Source organism: Micromonospora sp. NPDC004336, assembly GCF_053602615.1.
In genome coordinates, this window is record NZ_JBSGDY010000077.1 from 1 (window position 1) to 21,458 (window position 21,458).

General features: G+C 74.9%; 17 protein-coding genes and 2 pseudogenes. 14 read left to right on the top strand and 5 right to left on the bottom strand.

The features are described from left to right. Positions 1-128 precede the first annotated feature (128 nt). The 3 genes and pseudogenes from ACWENR_RS17415 to ACWENR_RS17425 all read left to right on the top strand — a co-directional run. Positions 129-1,499: pseudogene (locus ACWENR_RS17415) on the top strand (nicotinate-nucleotide--dimethylbenzimidazole phosphoribosyltransferase); the annotation flags it as partial. Then, positions 1,489-2,262 carry an adenosylcobinamide-GDP ribazoletransferase gene (cobS, locus tag ACWENR_RS17420; protein WP_452278016.1) on the top strand — a complete coding sequence of 258 codons (774 nt, stop codon included), beginning with the start codon at positions 1,489-1,491 and terminating at the stop codon, positions 2,260-2,262. The pseudogene ACWENR_RS17415 and the gene cobS, both read left to right, overlap by 11 nt. A gap of 66 nt (positions 2,263-2,328) precedes the next feature. Further along, the gene (locus ACWENR_RS17425; protein WP_452278017.1) at positions 2,329-3,624 is read left to right on the top strand and encodes a DUF2314 domain-containing protein; all 1,296 of its coding nucleotides are present in this window, start codon (positions 2,329-2,331) and stop codon (positions 3,622-3,624) included. Between the two features lie 19 nt (positions 3,625-3,643). Here the strand turns inward: ACWENR_RS17425 and gcvT are convergent, their stop codons facing one another. Continuing rightward, complete coding sequence (gene gcvT, locus ACWENR_RS17430) at positions 3,644-4,768, bottom strand: glycine cleavage system aminomethyltransferase GcvT (RefSeq protein ID WP_452278018.1); 1,125 nt, start codon at positions 4,766-4,768, stop codon at positions 3,644-3,646. A 161-nt stretch (positions 4,769-4,929) separates the two neighbouring features. Between gcvT and ACWENR_RS17435 the strand changes: the two genes are divergently transcribed. Next, positions 4,930-6,501, top strand: coding sequence for a leucyl aminopeptidase (locus tag ACWENR_RS17435; protein ID WP_452278019.1), 1,572 nt, complete (start codon positions 4,930-4,932; stop codon positions 6,499-6,501). A 73-nt stretch (positions 6,502-6,574) separates the two neighbouring features. On the opposite strand, the gene ACWENR_RS17440 is transcribed toward ACWENR_RS17435, so the two are convergent. Beyond that, positions 6,575-6,904, bottom strand: a complete 330-nt coding sequence (locus ACWENR_RS17440; RefSeq protein ID WP_452278020.1) for a hypothetical protein — start codon at positions 6,902-6,904, stop codon at positions 6,575-6,577. A gap of 177 nt (positions 6,905-7,081) precedes the next feature. On the opposite strand from ACWENR_RS17440, the gene lpdA reads away from it, so the two are divergent. The 4 genes from lpdA (at position 7,082) to ACWENR_RS17460 (ending at position 13,071) form a co-directional block, all read left to right on the top strand. Continuing rightward, positions 7,082-8,473 (top strand): dihydrolipoyl dehydrogenase, encoded by a 1,392-nt coding sequence (gene lpdA, locus ACWENR_RS17445; RefSeq protein WP_452278021.1) that lies wholly within the window; start codon positions 7,082-7,084, stop codon positions 8,471-8,473. 66 nt (positions 8,474-8,539) lie between these two features. After that, positions 8,540-10,405: a 2-oxoglutarate dehydrogenase, E2 component, dihydrolipoamide succinyltransferase gene (gene sucB / locus ACWENR_RS17450; RefSeq protein ID WP_452278022.1), complete on the top strand. Its 1,866-nt coding sequence runs from the start codon at positions 8,540-8,542 to the stop codon at positions 10,403-10,405. A gap of 257 nt (positions 10,406-10,662) precedes the next feature. After that, positions 10,663-11,994 (top strand): low temperature requirement protein A, encoded by a 1,332-nt coding sequence (locus tag ACWENR_RS17455; RefSeq protein ID WP_452278023.1) that lies wholly within the window; start codon positions 10,663-10,665, stop codon positions 11,992-11,994. A gap of 156 nt (positions 11,995-12,150) precedes the next feature. Then, positions 12,151-13,071 carry an LLM class flavin-dependent oxidoreductase gene (locus ACWENR_RS17460; RefSeq protein ID WP_452278024.1) on the top strand — a complete coding sequence of 307 codons (921 nt, stop codon included), beginning with the start codon at positions 12,151-12,153 and terminating at the stop codon, positions 13,069-13,071. A 120-nt stretch (positions 13,072-13,191) separates the two neighbouring features. Here the strand turns inward: ACWENR_RS17460 and ACWENR_RS17465 are convergent, their stop codons facing one another. Next, the gene (locus ACWENR_RS17465) at positions 13,192-13,995 is read right to left on the bottom strand and encodes an aminotransferase class IV family protein (RefSeq protein WP_452278025.1); all 804 of its coding nucleotides are present in this window, start codon (positions 13,993-13,995) and stop codon (positions 13,192-13,194) included. Between the two features lie 63 nt (positions 13,996-14,058). Here ACWENR_RS17465 and ACWENR_RS17470 point away from each other — a divergent pair, with 63 nt between their 5' ends. Beyond that, positions 14,059-14,433 (top strand): MerR family transcriptional regulator, encoded by a 375-nt coding sequence (locus ACWENR_RS17470; protein ID WP_452278026.1) that lies wholly within the window; start codon positions 14,059-14,061, stop codon positions 14,431-14,433. 24 nt (positions 14,434-14,457) lie between these two features. Here the strand turns inward: ACWENR_RS17470 and ACWENR_RS17475 are convergent, their stop codons facing one another. Further along, complete coding sequence (locus ACWENR_RS17475) at positions 14,458-14,826, bottom strand: MerR family transcriptional regulator (RefSeq protein ID WP_452278027.1); 369 nt, start codon at positions 14,824-14,826, stop codon at positions 14,458-14,460. Between the two features lie 50 nt (positions 14,827-14,876). Between ACWENR_RS17475 and ACWENR_RS17480 the strand changes: the two are divergent. Both ACWENR_RS17480 and ACWENR_RS17485 read left to right on the top strand, forming a co-directional pair. Beyond that, a pseudogene (locus tag ACWENR_RS17480) lies at positions 14,877-15,883 on the top strand (aldo/keto reductase). Positions 15,884-15,929: 46 nt separating this feature from the next. After that, entirely contained in the window at positions 15,930-16,832 is a 903-nt protein-coding gene (locus ACWENR_RS17485; protein WP_452278028.1) for a TIGR01777 family oxidoreductase, read from the top strand. Positions 16,833-17,024: 192 nt separating this feature from the next. Here the strand turns inward: ACWENR_RS17485 and ACWENR_RS17490 are convergent, their stop codons facing one another. Then, positions 17,025-18,284, bottom strand: a complete 1,260-nt coding sequence (locus tag ACWENR_RS17490) for an extracellular catalytic domain type 1 short-chain-length polyhydroxyalkanoate depolymerase (RefSeq protein WP_452278029.1) — start codon at positions 18,282-18,284, stop codon at positions 17,025-17,027. Positions 18,285-18,446: 162 nt separating this feature from the next. Between ACWENR_RS17490 and ACWENR_RS17495 the strand changes: the two genes are divergently transcribed. The 3 genes from ACWENR_RS17495 (at position 18,447) to ACWENR_RS17505 (ending at position 21,393) form a co-directional block, all read left to right on the top strand. After that, on the top strand, positions 18,447-20,267 hold the full coding sequence (locus tag ACWENR_RS17495; RefSeq protein WP_452278030.1) for a DUF3488 domain-containing protein: 1,821 nt from the start codon (positions 18,447-18,449) through the stop codon (positions 20,265-20,267). A gap of 88 nt (positions 20,268-20,355) precedes the next feature. Further along, complete coding sequence (gene lipB / locus ACWENR_RS17500; protein ID WP_452278031.1) at positions 20,356-20,997, top strand: lipoyl(octanoyl) transferase LipB; 642 nt, start codon at positions 20,356-20,358, stop codon at positions 20,995-20,997. Positions 20,998-21,000: 3 nt separating this feature from the next. Continuing rightward, complete coding sequence (locus tag ACWENR_RS17505) at positions 21,001-21,393, top strand: VOC family protein (RefSeq protein WP_452278032.1); 393 nt, start codon at positions 21,001-21,003, stop codon at positions 21,391-21,393. Positions 21,394-21,458: the final 65 nt, after the last annotated feature.

The following is a 21,458-nucleotide window of genomic DNA, read 5'->3' on the forward strand; positions in this document are numbered from 1 at the left end:
AAAATTAACAACAAAAAAACCCAAACCGAGTTTGTAGGCGGTGTGAGTGGTGTTCAGAGGTGTGCTCTACGGAGCCGCCGGCCGCCCCGGCCGTCGCCACCACCGGTCCGACGGACGAGTCGGCCGTCACCGGCCGGACGGGCGTGCCGCCCAGCACCGGCCCGACGGGGGGCGTGCCGCCCAGCACCGGCGCGGCGGGCGCGCCCACCACCGGCCCGGCCGGCGCACCGGCCGCCGCCGCGACGGCCAGCGGCGCGGCGGGCCCGCCGGAGGCCGCCCGGGGCGAGCCCGCCGGCACGGCCTGGGCGGCGCCGACCATGGCGCTGCCGATGGTCGCCACCGGCCTGGTCATCCAGCCCGGGATGGAACTCCCCATGCCCGACGAGTACGCCGGCCCGCAGGCCATCGAGCGGCTCGCCACGCTGGACGTGCCCGGGACGGGGCTGGGGGCGCTGGAACGGGTGGTCGGCTTCGCCGCCGCCACGCAGGGCACCGCCACCCCGGCCCCGTGGGGCTCCGTACGCGTGCTGCTGCTGCACGGCGACCACCTCGGTGGGGCCGCCGCCGGCGCCGTCGACGGCGAGTCCGCGCGCCGGGCGCGGCAGGCCCGCGCCGGCAAGGGGGTGCTGGCCCGGCTGGCCGCCGAGAGCGGCGCCGACGTGCACGTCGTGGAGACCCCCGTGTCCGCGCCGATGGAGGACGAGCCGGCCCTGGCCGGCGAGCAGGTCGAGGCGGCCCTGCGGGACGGCTGGCGGCTCGCCGAGCAGGCCGCCGACGCGGGCGTACGCCTGCTGGTGCTGGGGGCCTGCGGCGCCGGCACCGAGGCCGCCGCGGCGGCGGTGCTGGCCGCGACGGCCGGCGCGGAGACCCCGGCGGTGCTCGGCCGGGTGGTCACCGGCTCCGGCGAGATCGACGACGCGGCCTGGATGCGGCGGTGCGCCGCCGTGCGGGACGCGCTGCACCGGACCCGCCGCTCGCCGCGCACCGCCAAGGACGTGCTGGCCGAGCTGGGCGGCGGGGACGTCGCCGTGGCGACCGGGATCCTGCTGGGCGCGACCGCCCGCCGGTTGCCGGTCATGCTGGACGGGCCGGTCGGCGTGGCCGCCGCCATGGTCAGCCGCGACCTCGCCGGCCAGGCCCGGCACTGGTGTTTGCTGGCCGACCACCGCGGGGACCCCGCCGTCCGGCTCGCCGCCGACGTGCTCGGCCTGACCCCGCTGCTCGACGTGCGGCTCGACCTGGGCGAGGGCGCGAACGCCCTGGCCGCGCTGCCGCTGCTGCGCTCGGTGCTGGCGCTGGCCGCCGCGCTGCCGGCCCGCCCGTCCCCCGGCGGCGGTGACGACGACGAGGACGGCGGGCCCGGGCCGGGCCCCGACGAGCCCGACTTCCGCGAGCCCGAGCCGGCCGGCCCCGGGCCGACCAGCACGGAACCGGTGGACCCGACGGAACCGTCGACGGGCACGGAACCGGTGGACCCGTCCGGCCGGCGTGCCGGCTGAGTCGCGGCTCGCCGACGGGGCGCGGCTCGCGCTGACCACCTTCACCACCCTGCCGGTACGCGCCGGGCGCATCGACCGGGCGGTGGCGGGGACGGCGATGGCGCTCGCCCCGGCGGTCGGCGCGCTGCTCGGCGCCGTCCTCGCCGCGATCCTGCTGCCGACCGCCGCGCTCGCGCCCCCGCTGGTCGCGGCGGTGGTGACCGTCGGCGCCGGGGCGCTGCTCACCCGGGGGCTGCACCTGGACGGGCTGGCCGACACCGTGGACGCGCTGGGGTCGTACCGGCGGGGGGCCGCCGCGCTGGAGATCATGAAGAAGCCGGACGTGGGCCCGTTCGGGGTGGCCGCGCTGGTGGTCGTACTCCTGCTGCAGGCGGCGGCCCTCGCGGAGCTGGCCGGGCGCTCGTGGCCGGCGGCGCTCGCGGCGGTCGTGGCCGCGACCGCGGCGGGCCGGCTCGGGGTGGCGGTGGCCTGCCGGCGCGGCGTGCCGGCGGCCCGCCCGGAAGGGCTCGGCGCGCTGGTGGCCGGCACCGTCGGCCCGGTCGCGCTGACCGCCGGGGCGGTCGCCGTCGCGCTGGCGGCGGTCGCCGCCGTGCCGGGCCGCCCGTGGCAGGGGCCGCTCGCCGTCGCCGCCGCCCTCGCCGTCGCGGTGGGGCTGCTGCGGCACGTGGTACGCCGGCTCGGCGGCGTCACCGGCGACGTGCTCGGCGCGACCGTGGAGGTGGTCACCACGCTGGTCTACCTGGGACTGGTGCTGTCCGGCTGAACGGGGCACGCCGCGGCGGGTAGCGTTCTCCCACGACAGCACCGGCGCGGCCAACCGGGGGACGACATGCTCATCACGGACGACTTCCTGCCCGTACCCGTCCCGGAGTCGCTGAGCGCGACCTACCTGGTGCCCATGACGGGGCTGCCGAGGGTGAGCGCGAAGACCGCCGTGCAGCGGCTCAGCGGCCGGCTCGCCGAGCCGGTGCACGGGCTGGCCCGGCAGATGCTCGACAGCCCGCTGATGAGCGTGGACACCCGCCCGATCGGCGAGTTCCCCGCGCTGCCGCCGGACCTGCTCACCGCGTTCGGCGCGACGGAGGCGCAGCTCGCCCGGCTGGCCGCCGCGAGCCACCTGGTCGTGGTGCAGGCCGAATACCGGCCCGGGTGGCCGCCGGCCCACGAGTGGGCGGCCCGCGCGGTGGCCGCCGCCGTCGCCGAGTCGGTCGACGGCGACGTGGTGGACGTCTTCGGCCTGCAGTTCCTCGACCCGGCGTCGGCGCTGCGCTCGCTCCCCGACGCCCAGGGGCGGATCCGGCTCGTCGACTGGGTGCTGGTGCCCTACTCGTCCGACGCCGAGGGGCTCTGGTTCACCACCAAGGGGCTGCGCCGCTTCGGGCTGCTGGAGCTGCAGACACAGGGCGTGCCGGACCACCTGACCCGGGCGTGGGGCGCGGTGATGACCGGCGCGGCGCGGCGGCTGCTGCGGGACTGGACCGACGGGCTCGCCGGCGAGGAGGTGCCCGCGTTCGTGCAGCTGCCGGTGCTGGCCACCGTGACCGGGCACGACATCGCGGTGGCGTACGGCAACCCGGAGCAGCACGGGGCGACGGCGCCGGTGCTGCTGCGCCTGGAGCTGGACCCGGCCACCGACCCCGACGCCGACTCGTTCCTCAGCCTGCGCCCGCCCGCCGGGCACCCGGGGCCGGACGGCCGCTACTACGCCGCCGCCTGCGCCACCCTCTTCGCCGGCATCCAGCCGGACGTGCGTTACGCCCGCCCGGGCGACGCGATGAGCAGGGCGGTCGCCACCGCGCGCGCCGGGCTGGGCGACATCCGCGCCCGGTTCCTCGCCGGACAGCTCCCGCCGGAGACACAGCTGGTGGTGAAGTACGGGCTGCCCGGCGACGACGGCCCGGAGTTCGTCTGGGCGGGGGTGACCTCGTGGGATGCCCTGGAGCGGATCGAGGCGGCCAGCGCCACCGACGCCGACAGCGATCCCACGGTGCGCATCGGCTCCCCGGTCGTCGTGGAGGCCGCCGACGTGGTCGACTGGGCCGTGCTCGACGGCACCGGCGTCATCGAGGGCGGCTGGACCCAGGCCGTCCTGGACGCCGGCGAACGGCCCGGCCCCCCGGTCTGAACCGGAGGGCCGGGGCGGGTCAGCGGACCGAGGGGGTCACGAAAGGGGGGCGGGTGACGCGCATCTGGGCGCGGCGGCCCCGGATGTCCACCTCGACGAGGTCGCCGTCGGCCAGCTTCGGGTCCGTGTCCAGGAGGGCGAGGGCGATGCCCTGCTTCCTCGTCGGGGAGAACGTGCCGCTGGTGATCGTGCCGACCCGCGCGTCGCCGACGTGCACGGCCATGCCGGGGCGCGGGATCGCCCGGTCGACGGCCTCCAGGCCGCGCAGCGTACGCCTCGGGCCGGCGGCCTTCTCGGCGAGCAGCGCGTCGCGGCCCCAGAAGGCCGCCTTGTCCCAGCCGACCGCCCAGCCCGACCGGGCCTGCACCGGGGTGATCTCCGGCGACAGGTCCTGCCCGTGCAGCGGGTATCCCATTTCGGTGCGCAACGTGTCCCGGGCGGCCAGCCCGCAGGCGCGCAGGTCGAGGCCCGCCGCGAAGAGCGCGTCCCAGACCGTCACGGCGTGCTCGGCCGGCGTCACCAGCTCGAAGCCCAGCTCTCCCGTGTAGCCGGTGCGGCAGACGGTCAGCTCGACGCCGTCCAGCGTCGCCGTGGAGAAGCTCATGTAGTCGTGGTCGGTCGGCAGGCCCAGCGCGCCGAGCAGCTCGGCCGAGCGCGGCCCCTGCACGGCGAGGACGGCGTACGCCTCGTGCTCGTCGGTGACCGTGACCGACGACGGCGCGGCGGCCCGGAGCCGGCGCACCACCTCGGCGGTGTTCGCCGCGTTGGGGATGAGGAAGACGTGGTCGTCGGCGTGCAGGTAGGCGATGATGTCGTCCACCACGCCGCCGGTGGCGTCGTCGCAGCAGAGGGTGTACTGCGCCCGGCCCGGCCCGATGCGGCGCAGGTCGTTGCTGAGGCAGGCGTTGACGAACTCGGCGGCGCCCGGCCCGGTCACCCGCGCCTTGCCGAGGTGGGAGACGTCGAAGACGCCGACGCCGGTCCGCACCGCGGTGTGCTCCTTGAGCACTCCGCCGCCGGCGTACTCCAGCGGCATCTCCCAGCCGCCGAACGGGGCGAACTTGGCGCCCGCAGCGGTGTGCCGCTCGTGCAGGGGGGAACGGCGCAGCCGGGTCGCGGCGGCGTCGGGGGTCGCGTCGGTCATGGGTGGGAACTTACCGGGGTAGGGAGCGCTGGTTAGCATCGGCGGGACCCGTCGGAGCAGTCGGCGGGACAGCCCCGACCTCCGGCGGGTACGTTCCGCCGGAGACCTTCATCGCCGGTACGCGACGACGCGACCGGCCCGGCCCGCCCGGAGTAGCTTCAGTGACATCGCCCAGCACCACCCTGAGCCTGGTCGACACCGACCCCGCCGAGCTCGCCGTCGACGCGATCGTGATCGGCGTGCACAGCCAGACCGGAGAGCAGGACGCCACCGGCGGACCCGCCGCGACCCTGCTCCTGGCCAGCGGCGCGGAGAGCATCGCCGCCGCCTTCGACGGCAAGCTGACCGAGACGCTGGCGCTGCTCGGCGCGACCGGCGGCCCCGGCGAGGTGATCAAGCTGGCCACGCTGGGCACGGTCACCGCCCCGGTGGTCGCCGCGGTCGGGCTGGGCCCGGAGCCGACCGGCGCCGCCCCGGCCCCGGAGACCCTGCGCCGGGCCGCCGGCGCGGCCGTCCGGGCGCTCGCCGGCGCGCCCCGGGTGGCGCTGGCCATGCCCCTGCCGGACGACGCCGACGCGCCGGCCGCGCTGCGCGCCGTGGCGGAGGGGGCGCTGCTCGGCGGCTACCGGTTCGCCGGCTACAAGACCCGGCCGCAGCCGGCCCGGCGGGAGCCGGTGGCCGAGGTGCTGGTCGCCGTCCCGGACGCCGGTGACGCCGGCGCCCAGGCCGAGATCGCCCGGGCCCAGGCGGTCGGCGGCGCGGTCCGGCGCAGCCGGGACTGGGTCAACACCGCCCCCAACGAGCTGCGCCCGCCGTCCTTCGCCGACTCGGTGGCGGACGCCGCCCGGGAGGCCGGCCTGGCGGTCGAGGTGCTCGACGAGGCCGCTCTGGCGGCCGGCGGCTACGGCGGCATCATCGCCGTCGGGCAGGGCTCGGAGGCCCCGCCGCGCCTGGTGAAGCTGAGCTACACCCCGGCCGGCGGCGGCAACGGCAAGCGGGTGGCGCTGGTCGGCAAGGGCATCACGTTCGACACCGGCGGCATCTCGATCAAGCCGGCGCAGGGCATGTGGGAGATGAAGTCCGACATGGCCGGGGCCGCCGCGGTGGGCGCCGCCATGCTGGCGATCGCCGCGCTCAAGCCGTCGGTGGCGGTGACGGCGTACCTGCCGATGGCCGAGAACATGCCGTCCGGGCGGTCGTACCGGCCGGGTGACGTGATCAGCATGTACAACGGCAAGAAGGTCGAGGTGCTCAACACCGACGCCGAGGGCCGGATGATCCTGGGCGACGCCATGGCGCGGGCCTGCGAGGACGGCTGCGACTACCTCTTCGAGACCTCCACCCTCACCGGCGGCCAGGTCATCGCGCTGGGCAAGCGGATCGCCGGCGTGATGGGCACCCCCGAGCTGTGCGAGCGGGTCCGGGTCGCCGGGGACGCCGTCGGCGAGCCGGCGTGGCCGATGCCGCTGCCGGACGACGTGCGTAAGGGCATGGACTCCGAGGTGGCCGACATCTCGCAGGTCAACGCCGGCATGGACCGGGCCGGGCACATGCTCCAGGGCGGCGTGTTCCTGCGGGAGTTCGTCACCGACGACGTGGCGTGGGCGCACATCGACATCGCCGGCCCGGGCTACCACTCGGGCGAGGCGACCGGCTACTGGACCAAGGGCGGCACCGGCGTGCCGGTCCGCACGCTGGTCCAGCTCGTCGAGGACGTCGCCGCCAACGGCTGACGTACGCGAAGGAGGGTCCCTCGGCGCCGAGGGGCCCTCCTTCCGTGTCACCCGGCCGGGCGCGGACGCCGGCTCAGAACAGCTCGGGGCGGCGCTTGCGGCGTTCGTTGTAGTCGCGCATCCGCTGCGGGTAGCCCATCAGGCGGACGTCGTAGACGGGGATGCCCATCCGGTACGCGAAGCGGCGCGCGCCGTCCGGGCCGTCGATGCGGCGGCGGGTCCACTCCCCGTCGTCGGCGATCAGCATGACGGTGGTCTCGGTCACGGTCGTGCGGGGCTCGATGTACGCCTCGACGCCGCGCCGGCTCCGGACGAAGTTCGCCAGGTGATCCAGGTCGGCGCGGTCGGCGGTGCGGTCGAGGCTCACCGCGCGCGCCTTCTTGCGTCGTCGGAACAGTCCCACCGGCCCTCTCCCCCAAGCTTCGTCATCGAAGGCAGTGCCAAGCGTACGTGCCACGGACGTGTCGTTGGGCACCTCACTACGCGCCCTGTGCCCGGTGGTGACAAGATGACCGAGGTGGGGTGTGTCCCGTGACCCTGCCGTGACCCCCGATGCAGCGACGCGACCTGGGAGTTGAGCGTGAGCGAGCCGAACGACGCAACCTTCGACATCGTCATCCTCGGAGGTGGCAGCGGCGGCTACGCGACCGCCCTGCGCGCCGTCCAGCTGGGCCTGACGGTCGCGCTGGTCGAGAAGGGCAAGCTCGGCGGGACCTGCCTGCACAACGGCTGCATCCCGACCAAGGCCCTGCTGCACGCCGCCGAGATCGCCGACCAGACCCGCGAGTCGGAGCAGTTCGGCGTGAAGGCCGAGCTGGTCGGCATCGACATGGCGGCGGTCAACTCGTACAAGGACGGCGTGATCGCCCGGCTCTACAAGGGCCTGCAGGGCATGCTCAAGGGCAACAAGTCGATCACCGTCGTCGAGGGCCACGGCAAGCTGGTCGGCAAGAACGTCGTCGAGGTCGACGGCAAGCGCTACACCGGCCGCAACGTCGTGCTGGCCTCCGGCTCGTACGCGAAGAGCCTGCCCGGCCTGGAGGTCGACGGCGAGCGGGTCATCACGAGCGACCACGCGCTCACCCTCGACCGGGTCCCGTCCTCGGCCATCGTGCTCGGCGGCGGCGTGATCGGCGTCGAGTTCGCCAGCGTGTGGAAGTCCTTCGGGGTCGACGTCACGATCATCGAGGCGCTCCCCCGGCTCGTCGCCGCCGAGGACGAGGAGTCGTCGAAGGCGCTGGAGCGGGCGTTCCGCAAGCGGAAGATCAACTTCAAGGTCGGCAAGCCGTTCGAGAAGGTCGAGAAGACCGACAGCGGCGTCAAGGTCACCATCGCCGGCGGCGAGACCGTCGAGGCGGAGCTGCTGCTGGTCGCCGTCGGCCGCGGCCCCAACACCGCCGACCTCGGCTACGAGGAGCAGGGCGTGAAGATGGACCGCGGCTACGTGCTGACCGACGAGCGGCTGCGCACCAGCGTGCCGAACGTCTACGCGGTCGGCGACATCGTGCCCGGCCTCCAGCTCGCCCACCGCGGCTTCCAGCAGGGCATCTTCGTCGCCGAGGAGATCGCCGGCCAGAACCCGGCCGTGATCGACGAGGCCGGCATCCCCCGGGTCACCTACTCCGACCCGGAGCTGGCGTCGGTCGGCCTGACCGAGGCGAAGGCCAAGGAGCAGTACGGCGCCGACAAGGTCAAGACCTACAACTACAACCTGGGCGGCAACGGCAAGAGCCAGATCCTCAAGACGGCCGGCTTCGTCAAGCTGGTCCGGGTGGAGGACGGCCCCGTCGTCGGCGTGCACATGGTCGGCGCCCGGGTCGGCGAGATGGTCGGCGAGGCGCAGCTGATCTACAACTGGGAGGCGTACCCGGCGGAGGTGGCGCAGCTCGTGCACGCCCACCCGACGCAGAACGAGGCCCTGGGCGAGGCGCACCTGGCCCTCGCCGGCAAGCCGCTGCACGCGCACGCCTGACCACGACAACCGCGGCGTCCGGCGACGGGCGATGATCCCACCAGGGGAATGAAGGAGTCTTAGAAGATGCCGGTATCGGTCACCATGCCCCGGCTCGGCGAGAGCGTCACCGAGGGCACCGTCACGCGCTGGCTCAAGCAGGAGGGCGACACCGTCGAGGTCGACGAGCCGCTGCTCGAGGTGTCGACCGACAAGGTCGACACCGAGATCCCGTCCCCGGCGGCGGGCGTGCTGAGCCGGATCGTGGTCGGCGAGGACGAGACCGCCGAGGTCGGCAGCGAGCTGGCCGTGATCGCCGGTGAGGGCGAGTCGGCCGGCGGTGGCGAGGCCGCCCCGCAGCAGGAGGAGGAGCCGGCCGAGGAGGCCGCCGAGGCCGCCGCGGAGCCGCAGGCCGAGGCGGAGCAGCCGGCCGTCGAGGAGCCGCAGGCGCAGGCCGCCCCGGCGCCGTCGGGCGAGGGCACCCCGGTCAAGATGCCGGCCCTCGGCGAGAGCGTCACCGAGGGTACGGTCACCCGCTGGCTCAAGCAGGTCGGCGAGACCGTCGAGGTGGACGAGCCGCTGCTGGAGGTCTCCACCGACAAGGTCGACACCGAGATCCCGTCCCCGGTCGCCGGCACCGTCCTGGAGATCAAGGTCGCCGAGGACGAGACCGCCGAGGTCGGCGCGGACCTGGCCGTCATCGGCGCCGCCGGTGCCGCCCCCGCCGAGGCCAAGCCGGAGCCCAAGGCCGAGCCGAAGCCCGAGCCCAAGGCCGAGCCGAAGCCCGAGCCCAAGGCCGAGGCGAAGCCCGAGCCGAAGCCGGAGCCCAAGCCCGAGCCGAAGCCGGAGCCCAAGGTCGAGGAGCCGACCCCGGGCATGTCCTACAACGAGCCGTCGGCGGAGGCCGAGGTGTCGGCGCAGCCGGCCCGGGCCGAGCAGAAGGCCGTGCCGTCGGCCCCGGCCCCGCAGCGCCCGTCGGCGCCCGCCCAGGGCGGCGGCGAGGAGGCGGCCGGCTACGTGACCCCGCTGGTGCGCAAGCTCGCCAGCGAGCACGGTGTCGACCTGGCCTCGGTCAACGGCACCGGCGTCGGCGGCCGGATCCGCAAGCAGGACGTGCTGGAGGCGGCGGAGAAGGCCAAGGCGGCCAAGGCGGCCCCGGCTCCCGCGCAGCAGCCCGCGGCGGCCGCGGCCCCGGCGGCGAAGCCGGCCGCCAAGCCGCAGCCGAGCGCGAAGCGCGGCACCACCGAGAAGCTGCCCCGCATCCGCGCCACCATCGCCAAGCGGATGCAGCAGTCGCTGCACGAGATGGCGCAGCTGACCACCGTGGTCGAGGTCGACGTCACCAAGGTCGCCAAGCTGCGGGCCCGCGCCAAGGACGCGTTCCAGCAGCGGCACGGCGTGAAGCTGTCGTTCCTGCCGTTCTTCGCCCTCGCGGCCGTGGAGGCGTTGCAGACCTACCCGATCGTCAACGCCAGCATGGACCTGGAGGCGGGCACGATCACCTACCCCGACGCCGAGAACCTCGGCATCGCGGTGGACACGGAGCGCGGCCTGATGGTCCCGGTCATCCACGGCGCGGGCGACCTGAACCTGGGCGGCATCGCCAAGCGGATCGCCGACCTGGCCGAGCGCACCCGCACCAACAAGATCAGCCCGGACGAGATCGCGGGCGCGACCTTCACGCTGACCAACACCGGCAGCCGGGGCGCGCTCTTCGACACCCCGATCGTGCCGTCGCCGCAGTCGGCGATGCTCGGCACGGGTGCCGTGGTCAAGCGCCCGGTCGTGGTCAACGACCCCGAGCTGGGTGAGGTCGTCGCCGTCCGGTCGATGGTCTACCTGGCCCTGTCGTACGACCACCGGCTGATCGACGGCGCGGACGCCGCCCGCTTCCTGGTCGCGATCAAGGAGCGGCTGGAGGCCGGCAACTTCGAGGCCGAGCTGGGCCTGTAGTTCCCGCACGACACCCGCAGGGCGCCCCGGTCATCGGCCGGGGCGCCCTCGTCGTCGGTCGACCCGACCGGCGGGCCCGGCGACGCCCGCACCTTCGCCTGGCGGGGGTCCGGGCCTTGTCGGTCGACCCGACCCGGGCGGGCCCGGCGACGCCCGCACCTTCGCCTGGCGGGGTCCGGGCGGTGGTGGCCGCCGGCCGGGGTCCGCCGTGGCCCGATTCCGGCGCGGCACGGCCGGGACGCTGCCAGAGTGGGTTGGTGGGCGGCTTCCGGTGGGGCAAGCGGTTGGGACCCGCCGTCGCGGTCGCCCCCGGCGCCCGGGTCGACCGGTTCGAGGTCTTCTTCGACCTGGTCTTCGTCTTCTCGTTCTTCATCATCACCAGGGCCACCGCCGCCAACGTCACCGGTCAGCAGCTGCTGCACGCCCTGCTCGTGCTGACCGTGCTCTGGTGGGTGTGGGTGGTGCACTGCGTGGTGGCCACCCGCGTCCGGCTCGGCGAGGGCTTCGTGCCGGCGCTGATGGTCGTCGGGATGGCCGCCCTGTTCTGCTTCGCGCTCTCCCTGCCCCAGGCGTTCGGCGACGTGCGGGACGTCGCGGCCGGGCCGATGGTCGTCGCGCTGAGCTACCTGGTGATCCGGCTCGTGCACCTGCTGCTGTACTGGCACGTCGCGCGGGAGCGGCCCGGCGAACGCCGGATGCTGCTCAAGTACTCCCCCGAGCTGGTCACCAGCACCCTGCTGCTCACGGCCGCCGCGCTGATCCCGCCGCAGATCGACGACCCGGGCCGCGCCGCGTTGGTGCGCGACGGGCTCTGGATCGGCGTCGTCGTGCTCCAGTACGGCATGGGCCTGGTCGCGGGCGCCTGGGGCTGGACGGTGGCCTCCGCCGAGCACTGGACCGAGCGCTACGACCTCATCCTGATCATCGCGCTGGGCGAGTCGGTCATCTCGGTCGGCGTCGGCAGCAACCTGCTCGGTCAGCCCCCGACCTGGCCGGCGGTCGCCGCGGCGGTGCTCGGCATCTTCTTCACGGCCGCGCTGTGGTGGGCGCACTACGACGTGATCGGTCCCGCCGCCCGGATCGCCCTGCACGCGGCGGAGGGCCGCTCCCGGGTGGCGATGGCCCGGGACGCGTACGCCTATCTCCACCTGCCGATGATCGCCGGGATCATCGTGTTCTCGCTCGGCGCGGAGGAGATCGTGCACACCGTCGCCGACCCGGCGGTGCCGGTGTCCGAGCCGGTGGCCGGTCCCGGCGTGGCGCTGCTCTTCGGCGGCGTGCTCTGCTTCCTGTGCGCGAACATGCTGTTCCAGCTGCGTACCCTGCACACCCTCTCCTGGACCAGGGCGGGCACGGTCGTCGTGCTCGCCGCCGCCCTGCCGGTGGGCTACCGGCTGCCCGGCCTGGCCACCCTCGCCCTGCTCACGGCGATCTGCGTCGGGTTGGTGGCGGTCGAGGCGGTGGTCATGGCGGACTCCCGGCGCGCCCTCCGCGAGGCGGTGTTCGAGGAGCGGACCACCCACGAGGCGCACGAGGCCGCCTGGCGCGGCCGCTGGCGCGAGCAGGTCTCGGACGAGCCGTCGACCTGACACCGCAAGGAATCCCGCGGCCATCGCGTACTGTCGCCGTGGCGTCGCGGCGCACCCGGTTCCCGTCGCGACGCCCGGGGGCGGGCAAGGTCTGCCGGTAGCAGAATCACCGGCGTCGGGCTGGTCGGGCGGCCCCGCGACCGGCAGGGTTGGCGCATGGCGATCTTCTCCCTCCAGGCGACCCCGTCCGACGGCCCGACCTGGCTGGACCTGGCCCGGCGCGCCGAGGCCGCCGGTTTCGACAGCCTCTCCACCGCCGACCATCCGGGCAGGACGACCTCGCCGTTCGTCGCCCTGGCCGCCGCCGCGGCGGTGACGTCGAGGATCGGCCTCGGCTCGTACGTCTCCAACGCCGGCATCCGGGAGCCGATGCTGCTCGCCTCGGACGTGGCCACCCTCGACCTGGTCTCCGGCGGGCGGGCCTGGCTCGGCCTCGGCGCCGGCCACACCCCGGCCGAGTGGCGGGCGGTCGGGCGGGAACGCCCCGACGTCGCCGGCCGGGTGCGTCGGTGCCTGGCGGTCGCCGAGGCCGTCCGCGCCCTGCTCGACGGCGAGGAAATCACCGTCGACACCCCCGACCTGGTCGTGCGGGGCGCGCGGCTGGACACGCCGCGCCCGGTGCGGCGCATCCCGCTGACGCTCGGCACGGCGAACTCCGCGATGCTGCGCTGGGCCGGCGCCCACGCCGACGTGGTCGGGCTGGCCGGCCTGGGCCGCACCCTGCCCGACGGCTACATGCACGAGGTGCGCTGGCGCGAGGCCGACATCGAGGCGCAGCTGGCCAGCGTCGCGACGGGGGCGGCCGGGCGCGCCGAGCCGCCGGCGCTGGAGGCGCTCGTGCAGCACGTCGCCGTCACCGACGACGCCGAGGCCGCCGCCGCGCAGTTCGCCGGGGAGACCGGCCTGACCGTCGCCGAGCTGCTGGCCACGCCGTTCGTACTGATCGGCACCGAGGACGAGATCGTCGCGGCGGTCGCCGCGCACCGCCGCCGCTGGGGCGTCACCCGGTTCGTCGTCCGCGCCGACGCGCTCGACCCGCTCACGCCGGTGCTGGCCCGCCTGAGGGCCGCCGCCTGAGCGTCGGCACCGGCCCCGCCCGCCACTGCCGGCCCGGGGTGCCGCGGGCCCGGCAGACGTTCCCGCCGGCACCCGCGCGCCGCACCGGCCGGTGCCCTCGACCGCCGGCGGGGAGCAGCGCTACGGCGAGGTGAGCGGCTCGGCCCGGTAGGCGCGGTGGAGCAGCTCCACGAAGGACGGCGCCTCGGGCAGGGGTACGGAGTCGATCCGGCGCAGCGCCACGCCCGGCGTCCACGAGTTCATCACCACGCCCCCGGCCAGCGTGGGCAGGTCGGCGAGCGTGACGTCCCGTACCCGCTGGGGAACCCCGAGGCGGTCCAACTGGCGGCGGACGATGCCCATCGTCGTCCCGCCCAGCACCTCGGCCTCGGGCCACACCACCGCGCTGCCGTCCCAGAAGGCGAGGTTCCAGATGGACGCCTCGCTGAGGCGGCCCCGACGGTCGACGAAGGCGGCGTCGTCGAAGCCTGCCCCGACGGCCTGGCGGAGGAAGTAGGTCTTGGCGACCTCGCCGACGTGCTTGATGGTGGGGAGGACCCGCTCGTGCTCGACCGTCGCCAGTGCCAGCGGGCCCGCCGGACCGGACGCGGCCGGCCCGGTGCGGACCAGCACCTCCAGCTCGGCGTCGGCGCCCGCGACGGTGAACTCACCCGCCGGCGAGTAGACCGTGGCCACCAGCGACAGGTCGGCCGGGCCGGCCGCCACCGCCGCGCGGAGGAAGGAGCGCACGCGATCGTCGGGCAGCGCCCGGCCGAACATCTCGACGGAGGCGGACCGCAGCCGCTCCAGGTGGAGGTCGAGGCCCCGGATCCCGCCGTCGCGCACCTGCATGGCGGTGAAGTGGGCATAGCCGGCGAAGGCGAGCGGCGCGAGGTCCTCGGCGGTTGCCGCCCGGCCGTCGCGGTGAACTACGAAACTGGTCATGTCCAGACCGTAGAATGTGCCACTGGTGTGAGTTTCAAGCGCGCATGAGGGGGATCACACGACATGAAGATCGGGGATCTGGCGCGTGCGACCGGCGTCAGCCCGCGCCTGCTGCGCTACTACGAGGAGCAGGGGCTGCTCGCCTCCCATCGCGCCGGGGGCGGCCACCGGCGGTACGCCGAGGACGCCGTGCCGACCGTCCACCACATCAGGGCGCTGCTCGCCGCCGGCCTGACCACCAGCGTCATCCGGGAGGTGCTGCCCTGCGTCGAGGGCCCGGGCCCGGAGTTGGAGCACTGCGCGGCGCCGACGCTGCGCGTGCAGCTCGACAGCCTGGACGGCAGGATCTCCGCCCTCCAGGACGCGCGGTCCGCACTCGCCGGCATCCTCGCCACCACCGCTCCCGACCAGCCCGCCGGGACGCCGGCCAGGACCTGACGGCGCGAGACCGCTCGGCTCGGGTCAGTGCGTCTCGGGGATTCGCTCGTAGAAGCGGATCTTCTCGCGGAGGTGGTCGTACTGGCGCTGGATCAGGCGCATCTGCTCCTCGACCCGGGTGGCGTGCCGCTCCAGCAGGGCCTTCCGCTCGCCGACGGTGTGCTCCCCCTCCCGCGCCAGCTCGGCGTAGCGGCACATCTCGGCGACGGGCATGCCCGTGTCGCGCAGGCAGCGCAACAGCACCAGCCACCCCAGGTCGTCGTCGGTGAAGACCCGCCGCCCGCCCGACGTGCGCCCGATGCCGCTGAGCAGGCCGACCTTCTCGTAGTAGCGCAGGGTGTCGAGGCTGAAGCCGCTGCGCCGCGCGGCCTCGGAGGGCGCGTACCCGGTCATCCGGGCAGCGTACTTGACCTGGAGCGCACTCCAGGTTGAACGCTGTGGGCATGACGACGACACGAACTCTGGGTCGCAGCGGTATCGAGGTCAGCGCGCTCGGCATGGGCTGCTGGGCGATCGGCGGTCCACTGTGGGGCGAGGACGGCCAGCCGTTCGGCTGGGGCGAGGTCGACGACGAGGAGTCGGTCCGCACCGTCCACGCCGCACTCGACCTCGGCGTGACCCTCTTCGACACCGCCAGCAACTACGGCGCCGGGCACAGCGAGCGGGTCCTCGGCCGGGCTTTGGCCGGCCGCACGACCGGGCGGTGATCGCCACCAAGTTCGGCAACCGCTCCGACGAGGCGACCCGGCGCTGGACCGGCACCGACCCCAGTCCCGGCCACGCGGTGGCGAGCCTGGAGGAGTCGCTGCGCCGGCTCGGCACCGACCACGTCGACCTCTACCAACTGCACCTCAACGACCTGCCGGCGCCCGCCGCGCTCGATCTGGTCGGCACGCTGGAGGACCTGGTCGCCCAGGGCAAGATCCGGGCGTACGGGTGGAGCACCGACGACCCCGCCTCGGCGGCGGCGTTCGCGGCGGCCGGGCCGCACTGCGCCGCGATCCAGCACGACCAGTCGGTGCTGCTGGACAACGCCGAGATGCTGGCGCTCTGCGAGGCGGCCGACCTGGCCGCCCTCAACCGGGGGCCGCTGGCGATGGGGCTGCTCACCGGGTCGACGCGGGCGGTCGGCCGGGACGACGTACGCGGGATGGCCCCCGAGTGGCTGGTCTGGTTCACCGACGGCCGCCCCACGCCGGAGTGGGCGGCCCGGGTGGAGGGGATCCGGGCGGCGCTCACCGCCGACGGCCGCACCCTCGCCCAGGGCGCGCTCGGCTGGCTGCTGGCCCGCAGCCCCCGGACGGTGCCGATTCCCGGGTGCCGGACGGTGGCCCAGGCCGGGGAGAACTTCGCCACCCTGGCCCTCGGCCCGCTGCCCGACGACGCCTTCGCCGAGGTCGAGCGGCTCCTGGCCGACCTACGCCACACACCGGCGACGACCGGCGGGTGACCCGCTCCACGCATCCGGAGGCGGCTGCGTACCCGAAGATATGGGCATGCGGATCCTCATGGCCGGCGCGTCCGGTTTCCTCGGCACCCGGCTGGCCCACCGGCTCACGGCGGACGGGCACCGGGTCACCCGGCTGGTGCGCCGGCCGCCGCACACCCCCGACGAGCGGCAGTGGAACCCGCCCGCCGCGCAGCTCGACCCGGCGGCGGTGGCGGAGGCGGACGCGGTGGTGAACCTGGCCGGCGCGGGCGTCGGCGACCGGCGGTGGAACGACGGGTACCGGCAGCTGATCCGGTCCAGCCGGGTCGACACCACCACCACGCTGGCGATCACCATCGCCGGGCTGCCCGCCGGCGACCGGCCGCGGGTGCTGCTCAACTCCTCGGCCGTCGGGTGGTACGGCAACACCGGCGACCGGACGGTCGAGGAGGACGCGCCGGCCGGCGAGGGCTTCCTCGCCGACGTCTGCCGGGTCTGGGAGGCCGCGACCCGACCGGCCGAGGACGCGGGCGTACGCGTGGTGCGGCTGCGCACTGGGCTCCCGCTGCACCGCGACGGCGGGCTGCTCAAGCCGCAGCTGCTGCCGTTCCGGCTGGGCATCGCCGGGCGGCTCGGCAGCGGCCGGCAGTGGCTGCCGTGGATCTCCCTGGCGGACTGGCTGGACGCGGTGGTGTTCCTGCTGGCCCGCGACGACGTGGCGGGGCCGGTCAACGGGGTGGGGCCGGCGCCGGTGACCAACGCCGAGTTCACCCGCGAGCTGGCCCGGCAGCTGCGCCGGCCGGCGATCGTCCCGATCCCGGCGGTGGCGTTGAAGGTGGTGCTCGGCGGCTTCGCCCACGAGGCGCTGACCAGCACCCGCGTCCTCCCCGGCGTGCTGACCGACGCCGGCTTCACCTACCGCCACCCCACCCTGCGCACCGCCCTGCAAGCCGCCCTGACCACCCCCTGACCACCCCCTGACCCCTCACTCCCCCTCCCCTCCCGCCCCCCTTCCCCCCTTTCCCCGTTGATCATGGCGTTGCCGGCGCGACACGCCGGGCGCGGCGAAGGCAACGTCATGATCAACGGCTCGAGGGCGGGTGGAGGGGAGGGGAGGGGAGGGGAGGGGGCGAGGGTCGGGGAGGGAGGGTGGGTGGGTGGGTCAGCAGCCGATCAGCCAGTGGTTGGGGCCGGTCTGCTTGAGGGTGGTGGTGTAGAAGGTGTTGTAGAGGCCCATCCTGGCGTTCGAGCCGTTGGCGTAGGCGTAGCCGCCGGAGTGGTAGGCGCGGCCGGCGGTGACGTGGGCGTAGTTGCTGGCCGTCACGCAGGTCGGGGCCACCGTTGGAGAGGTGGTCGGGGCCACCGTTGGAGAGGTGGTCGGGGTCGCCGTTGGAGAGGCCGTCGGGGTCGCGGTCGGAGAGGCGGTCGGGGTGGGGCCGGGGTTCGTTCCGGCGTTCAGGCCGAAGAAGACCGCGTCGTGGTAGGCGGAGCAGATGGTGTCCAGCAGGTACGCGGCGGCGGTGCCGCACTGGTCGGCGGCCGAGCCGGGGTCCACCGGGGTGCCGTGGCCCATGCCGGAGATCCGGTAGACGCGCACGTCGTCGTCGCCGTACACCTCCAGGCTGGTGTTGGCCGGCAGCGACGCCGTGCTGGTCGGGGTCTGGGAGACGCCCCGGACGTCGGTCCACTGGTCGCGCAGCTCGGTGGCGTTGGCCGGTACGACGGTGGAGTCCGAGGTGCCGTGCCAGATGGCGACCCGGGGGCGCGGTCCGGTGTGCCCGGGGTACGCGGCCCGGACCAGGTCACCCCACTGCTGCGGGGTCTTGTTCACCCCGCTGTACTGGCAGGTGCTGGTGGAGGCGGGCGGCGAGCAGCGGTACGGCAGGCCGGCGACGACCGAGCCGGCGGCGAAGACGTCCGGGTAGGTGGCGAGCATGACCGCGCTCATCCCCCCGCCGGCGGAGAGCCCGCTGACGAAGACCCGGCTCGGATCGGTGCCGTAGTTGGCGCGGGCGTGGTCGACCATCTGCCTGATCGACAGCGCCTCGCCGGAGCCCCGGGTGATGTCCTGCTCGACGAACCAGTTGAAGCAGCTCAGCGGCTGGTTGGCGCTGGACTGCTGCGGCACGATCAGGGCGAACTTCCACTGGTCGGCGAACTTCTGCCAGCCCGAGTTGGCGAAGTAGCCGGCGGCGTTCTGGGTGCAGCCGTGCAGCAGCACGACCGCCGGGGCTCCGGCCGGCAGGTTGTCCGGCCGGTACGCGTACATGGCGAGGTTGCCGGGGTTGGAGCCGAAGCCGGTGACCTGGGTCAGGGTGGCGGCCTGGGCGGGGGCGGCGAGGGTCACCACCGCGGTGGCGGCGAGGACCAGCCCGGCGACCGCGCCGGTCAGCCGGGTGGACAGGGACGGGGAGCGGCGCACGGGGGCCTCCTGGGGGCGGTTTGTGAACTGGGTCACCCGCGAATTGCCGCGACGTTACGTCGATGCGTCGATGGTGTGACATGGGCCACGCTCACACAATCGCCGTCGGGAGGATGTGCGTCCTGACCGGCGTGTCCAGGTCCGGTTGGTAACGTCCGCTGCGTGCCGACCTCCCCGTCCGTGGCGCCGTCGCCGACCCCGCCTCCCCGCGTCACCCGGGACCGCCGGGCCGACCTGATCGTGGCGCTGGTCGCGCTGGCGCTCGCCGTCTGGGTGACCAGCGGGCTGTGGCGGGACCCGAACGGTCGCGCCATCACGGTCAACTCCAGCGACCAGGCGCTCTTCGAGTGGCTGCTGGCCTTCGGCGGGCACGCGGTGACCCACGGCGACAACCCGCTCTTCACCTACCTGGTCAACGTCCCCGACGGGGTCAACCTCGCGGTCAACACCTCGATCACGGTGTACGCGGTGGTCTTCGCTCCCCTGACGTACCTGCTCGGCCCCTCGGTGACGTTCCTGGTGATCCTCACCCTCAACCTGGCCGCCACCGCGCTCGCCTGGTACTGGCTGCTCTCCCGGCACCTGGTCCGCAGCCCGCTCGCCGCCGCGGTCGGCGGGTTGTTCATCGGCTTCTCCCCCGGCATGGTCTCGCACGCCAACGCCCATCTGAACTGGACCGCCGGCTGGCTGGTGCCCCTGCTGGTCTGGCGGACGTTCGCGCTGCGCCGCTCCCGGCGACCGCTGCGCGACGGCGCGATCCTCGGCGCGCTCGTGGCCGTCGCCTTCTCCATCGCCGCCGAGGGGCTCTTCTTCACCGCGCTGGCGCTCGGCGTCTTCGTCGCCGTCTGGGCGCTGCACCCGGCCCACCGCGCCGAGGCGCGGGCGGCGCTGCCCGGCTTCCTGCGCGGGCTCGCGGCGACCGCCGTGGTCGCCGGGGTGCTGCTGGCGTACCCGCTCTGGCTGCACTTCGCCGGCCCGCAGCGCTTCCACGGCACCGGCTTCGACGCGGTCATCCACTCGGAGGACGTGGTCGCGTTCGGGGCGTACCCGCGCCGCTCGCTGGCCGGCGAGGTGGGGCTGGGCACCCGGCTGGCGCCCAACCCGACGGAGGAGAACTCGTTCTTCGGGCTCCCCCTGCTGCTGCTCGCCGTCGCCTGTCTCGTGATGCTGTGGCGCCGGGCCGACGCGGGCCGCCGGGCGACCCTGTGGGCGCTGGGCGTGACCGCCGTGGTCTTCGCGGTGCTCTCGTTCGGGCCCGAGGCCAAGGTCGACGGGCGGCGCACCGACCTGCCGATGCCGTTCGACCTGCTCGGGCACCTGCCGGTGGTGAACGCCGCCCTGCCCGCCCGGCTGGCGCTGGTGGTGGCGCCGGTGGTCGGGGTGCTGCTCGCGTACGCCGTCGACCAGCTCCGCGCCGACCCGCCCCGGCGCCCGGCGGCCCGGCGGGCCTGGTGGGCCGGTTTCGCGGTAGCGCTGCTGCCGTTGCTGCCCACCCCGCTGCTGACCATCGAGCGCGAGCCGATCCCCCGGTTCATCACCGCCGGCACCTGGCGCGACCACGTCTCCCCGGGCGGGGTGCTGACCCCGGTGCCGCTGACCCTCGACGTCTATCCCGACGGGCAGCGCTGGCAGGCGTACGCCCTGGCGCACCGGCAGGGCGAGTTCGCCATCCCCTCCGGCTTCTTCCTCGGGCCGGGCGGCCCCGACGGCCGGGGCCGGATCGGCCCGGCGCCGCGCCCGTTCGGCGCGCTGGTGGACCAGGCGGGGCGGACCGGGCTGGTGCCGATCGTCACCGAGGGCACCATCCAGGAGGTCCGCGCCGACCTGCGGCACTGGCGGATCGAGACGATCGTGCTGGCCGACGAGGTGCACGGGGCGAAGTGGCCGGTCGACGAGGAGGCGATCCGGCGCACCGTGACCGCGTTGCTCGGCCCGCCCGAGCGGGTCGACGACGTGTGGCTCTGGCGCGTCCCGCAGGGCTGAGCCCGGTCACCGGGCCGCCCCGCCGCCGGCCTGCCCGTGAGCCGCGTCACCGGAGGTGACCGGCCGGTACGGGTCTAGGCTTGGCGGCGTGACCACGACGACCCCCGGCCTCACGGCCGTCCGCGCCGGTGTGCTCGACTACCAGGCCGCCTGGGACGAGCAGCGCCGGCTGCACGAGTCGGTGGTGGCCGGGGAGCGCGGCGGCACCGTGCTGCTCCTGGAGCACCCGAGCGTCTACACCGCAGGCAAGCGCACCGAGCCGTGGGACCGCCCGGTGGACGGCACCCCGGTCGTCGACGTGGACCGGGGCGGGAAGATCACCTGGCACGGCCCGGGGCAGCTCGTGGGCTACCCGATCGTGCGGCTGCCCGACCCGGTGGACGTGGTCGCCTACGTGCGCCGCACCGAGCAGCTGCTGATCGACGTCTGCGCCGAGTTCGGGCTGAGCGCCGGCCGGGTCGACGGGCGCAGCGGCGTCTGGGTGCCCGAGGACGACCGGGGGCCGGCCCGCAAGGTCGCGGCCATCGGCATCCGGGTCGCCCGCGGGGTCACCCTGCACGGCTTCTCCATCAACTGCGACTGCGACCTGGGGCACTTCGACCGGATCGTGCCCTGCGGCATCCGCGACGCCGGGGTCACCTCGCTCACCGCCGAGCTGGGCCGCCCGGTCACCGTGGCCGACGTGCTGCCGGTCGTCGAGCGCCACCTGCCCACCCTCGTCGCGGCCTGACCGGTGCGGATCGACCTGGTCACGATCGTCGTGGCCGAGTACGACCCGGCCATCGCGTTCTTCACCGAGGTGCTCGGCTTCGACCTGGTCGAGGATTCGCCCTCGCTGACCAACGACGGCCGCCCGAAGCGCTGGGTCGTCGTCCGGCCGCCCGGCGGGCAGACCGGGCTGCTGCTGGCCCGCGCCGACGGCGACCGGCAGGCGCAGGCGGTTGGCGACCAGGTCGCCGGCCGGGTGGGCTTCTTCCTCCGCGTCGACGACTTCGACGCCGCCCACCGCCGGATGGTCGAGGCGGGCGTCGAGTTCGTGAAGCCGCCGCGCCCCGAGCCGTACGGCCGGGTCGCCGTCTTCCGCGACATAGCCGGCAACCTCTGGGACCTCCTCGGCCCAACCTGACCCCCCACCCCCCGCCCCACCACCCCCCGCCCCACCACCCCCCACCCCACCCCTGCCGCGTTGAT

Excerpts from the sequence above, each read along its gene's own strand:
- ACWENR_RS17425 (WP_452278017.1), top strand. The coding sequence starts at position 2,329 with ATGCTCATCACGGACGACTTCCTGCCCGTACCCGTCCCGGAGTCGCTG.
- gcvT (WP_452278018.1), bottom strand. The coding sequence starts at position 4,768 with ATGACCGACGCGACCCCCGACGCCGCCGCGACCCGGCTGCGCCGTTCC.
- sucB (WP_452278022.1), top strand. The coding sequence starts at position 8,540 with ATGCCGGTATCGGTCACCATGCCCCGGCTCGGCGAGAGCGTCACCGAG.
- ACWENR_RS17460 (WP_452278024.1), top strand. The coding sequence starts at position 12,151 with ATGGCGATCTTCTCCCTCCAGGCGACCCCGTCCGACGGCCCGACCTGG.
- ACWENR_RS17465 (WP_452278025.1), bottom strand. The coding sequence starts at position 13,995 with ATGACCAGTTTCGTAGTTCACCGCGACGGCCGGGCGGCAACCGCCGAG.
- ACWENR_RS17470 (WP_452278026.1), top strand. The coding sequence starts at position 14,059 with ATGAAGATCGGGGATCTGGCGCGTGCGACCGGCGTCAGCCCGCGCCTG.
- ACWENR_RS17475 (WP_452278027.1), bottom strand. The coding sequence starts at position 14,826 with ATGACCGGGTACGCGCCCTCCGAGGCCGCGCGGCGCAGCGGCTTCAGC.
- ACWENR_RS17485 (WP_452278028.1), top strand. The coding sequence starts at position 15,930 with ATGCGGATCCTCATGGCCGGCGCGTCCGGTTTCCTCGGCACCCGGCTG.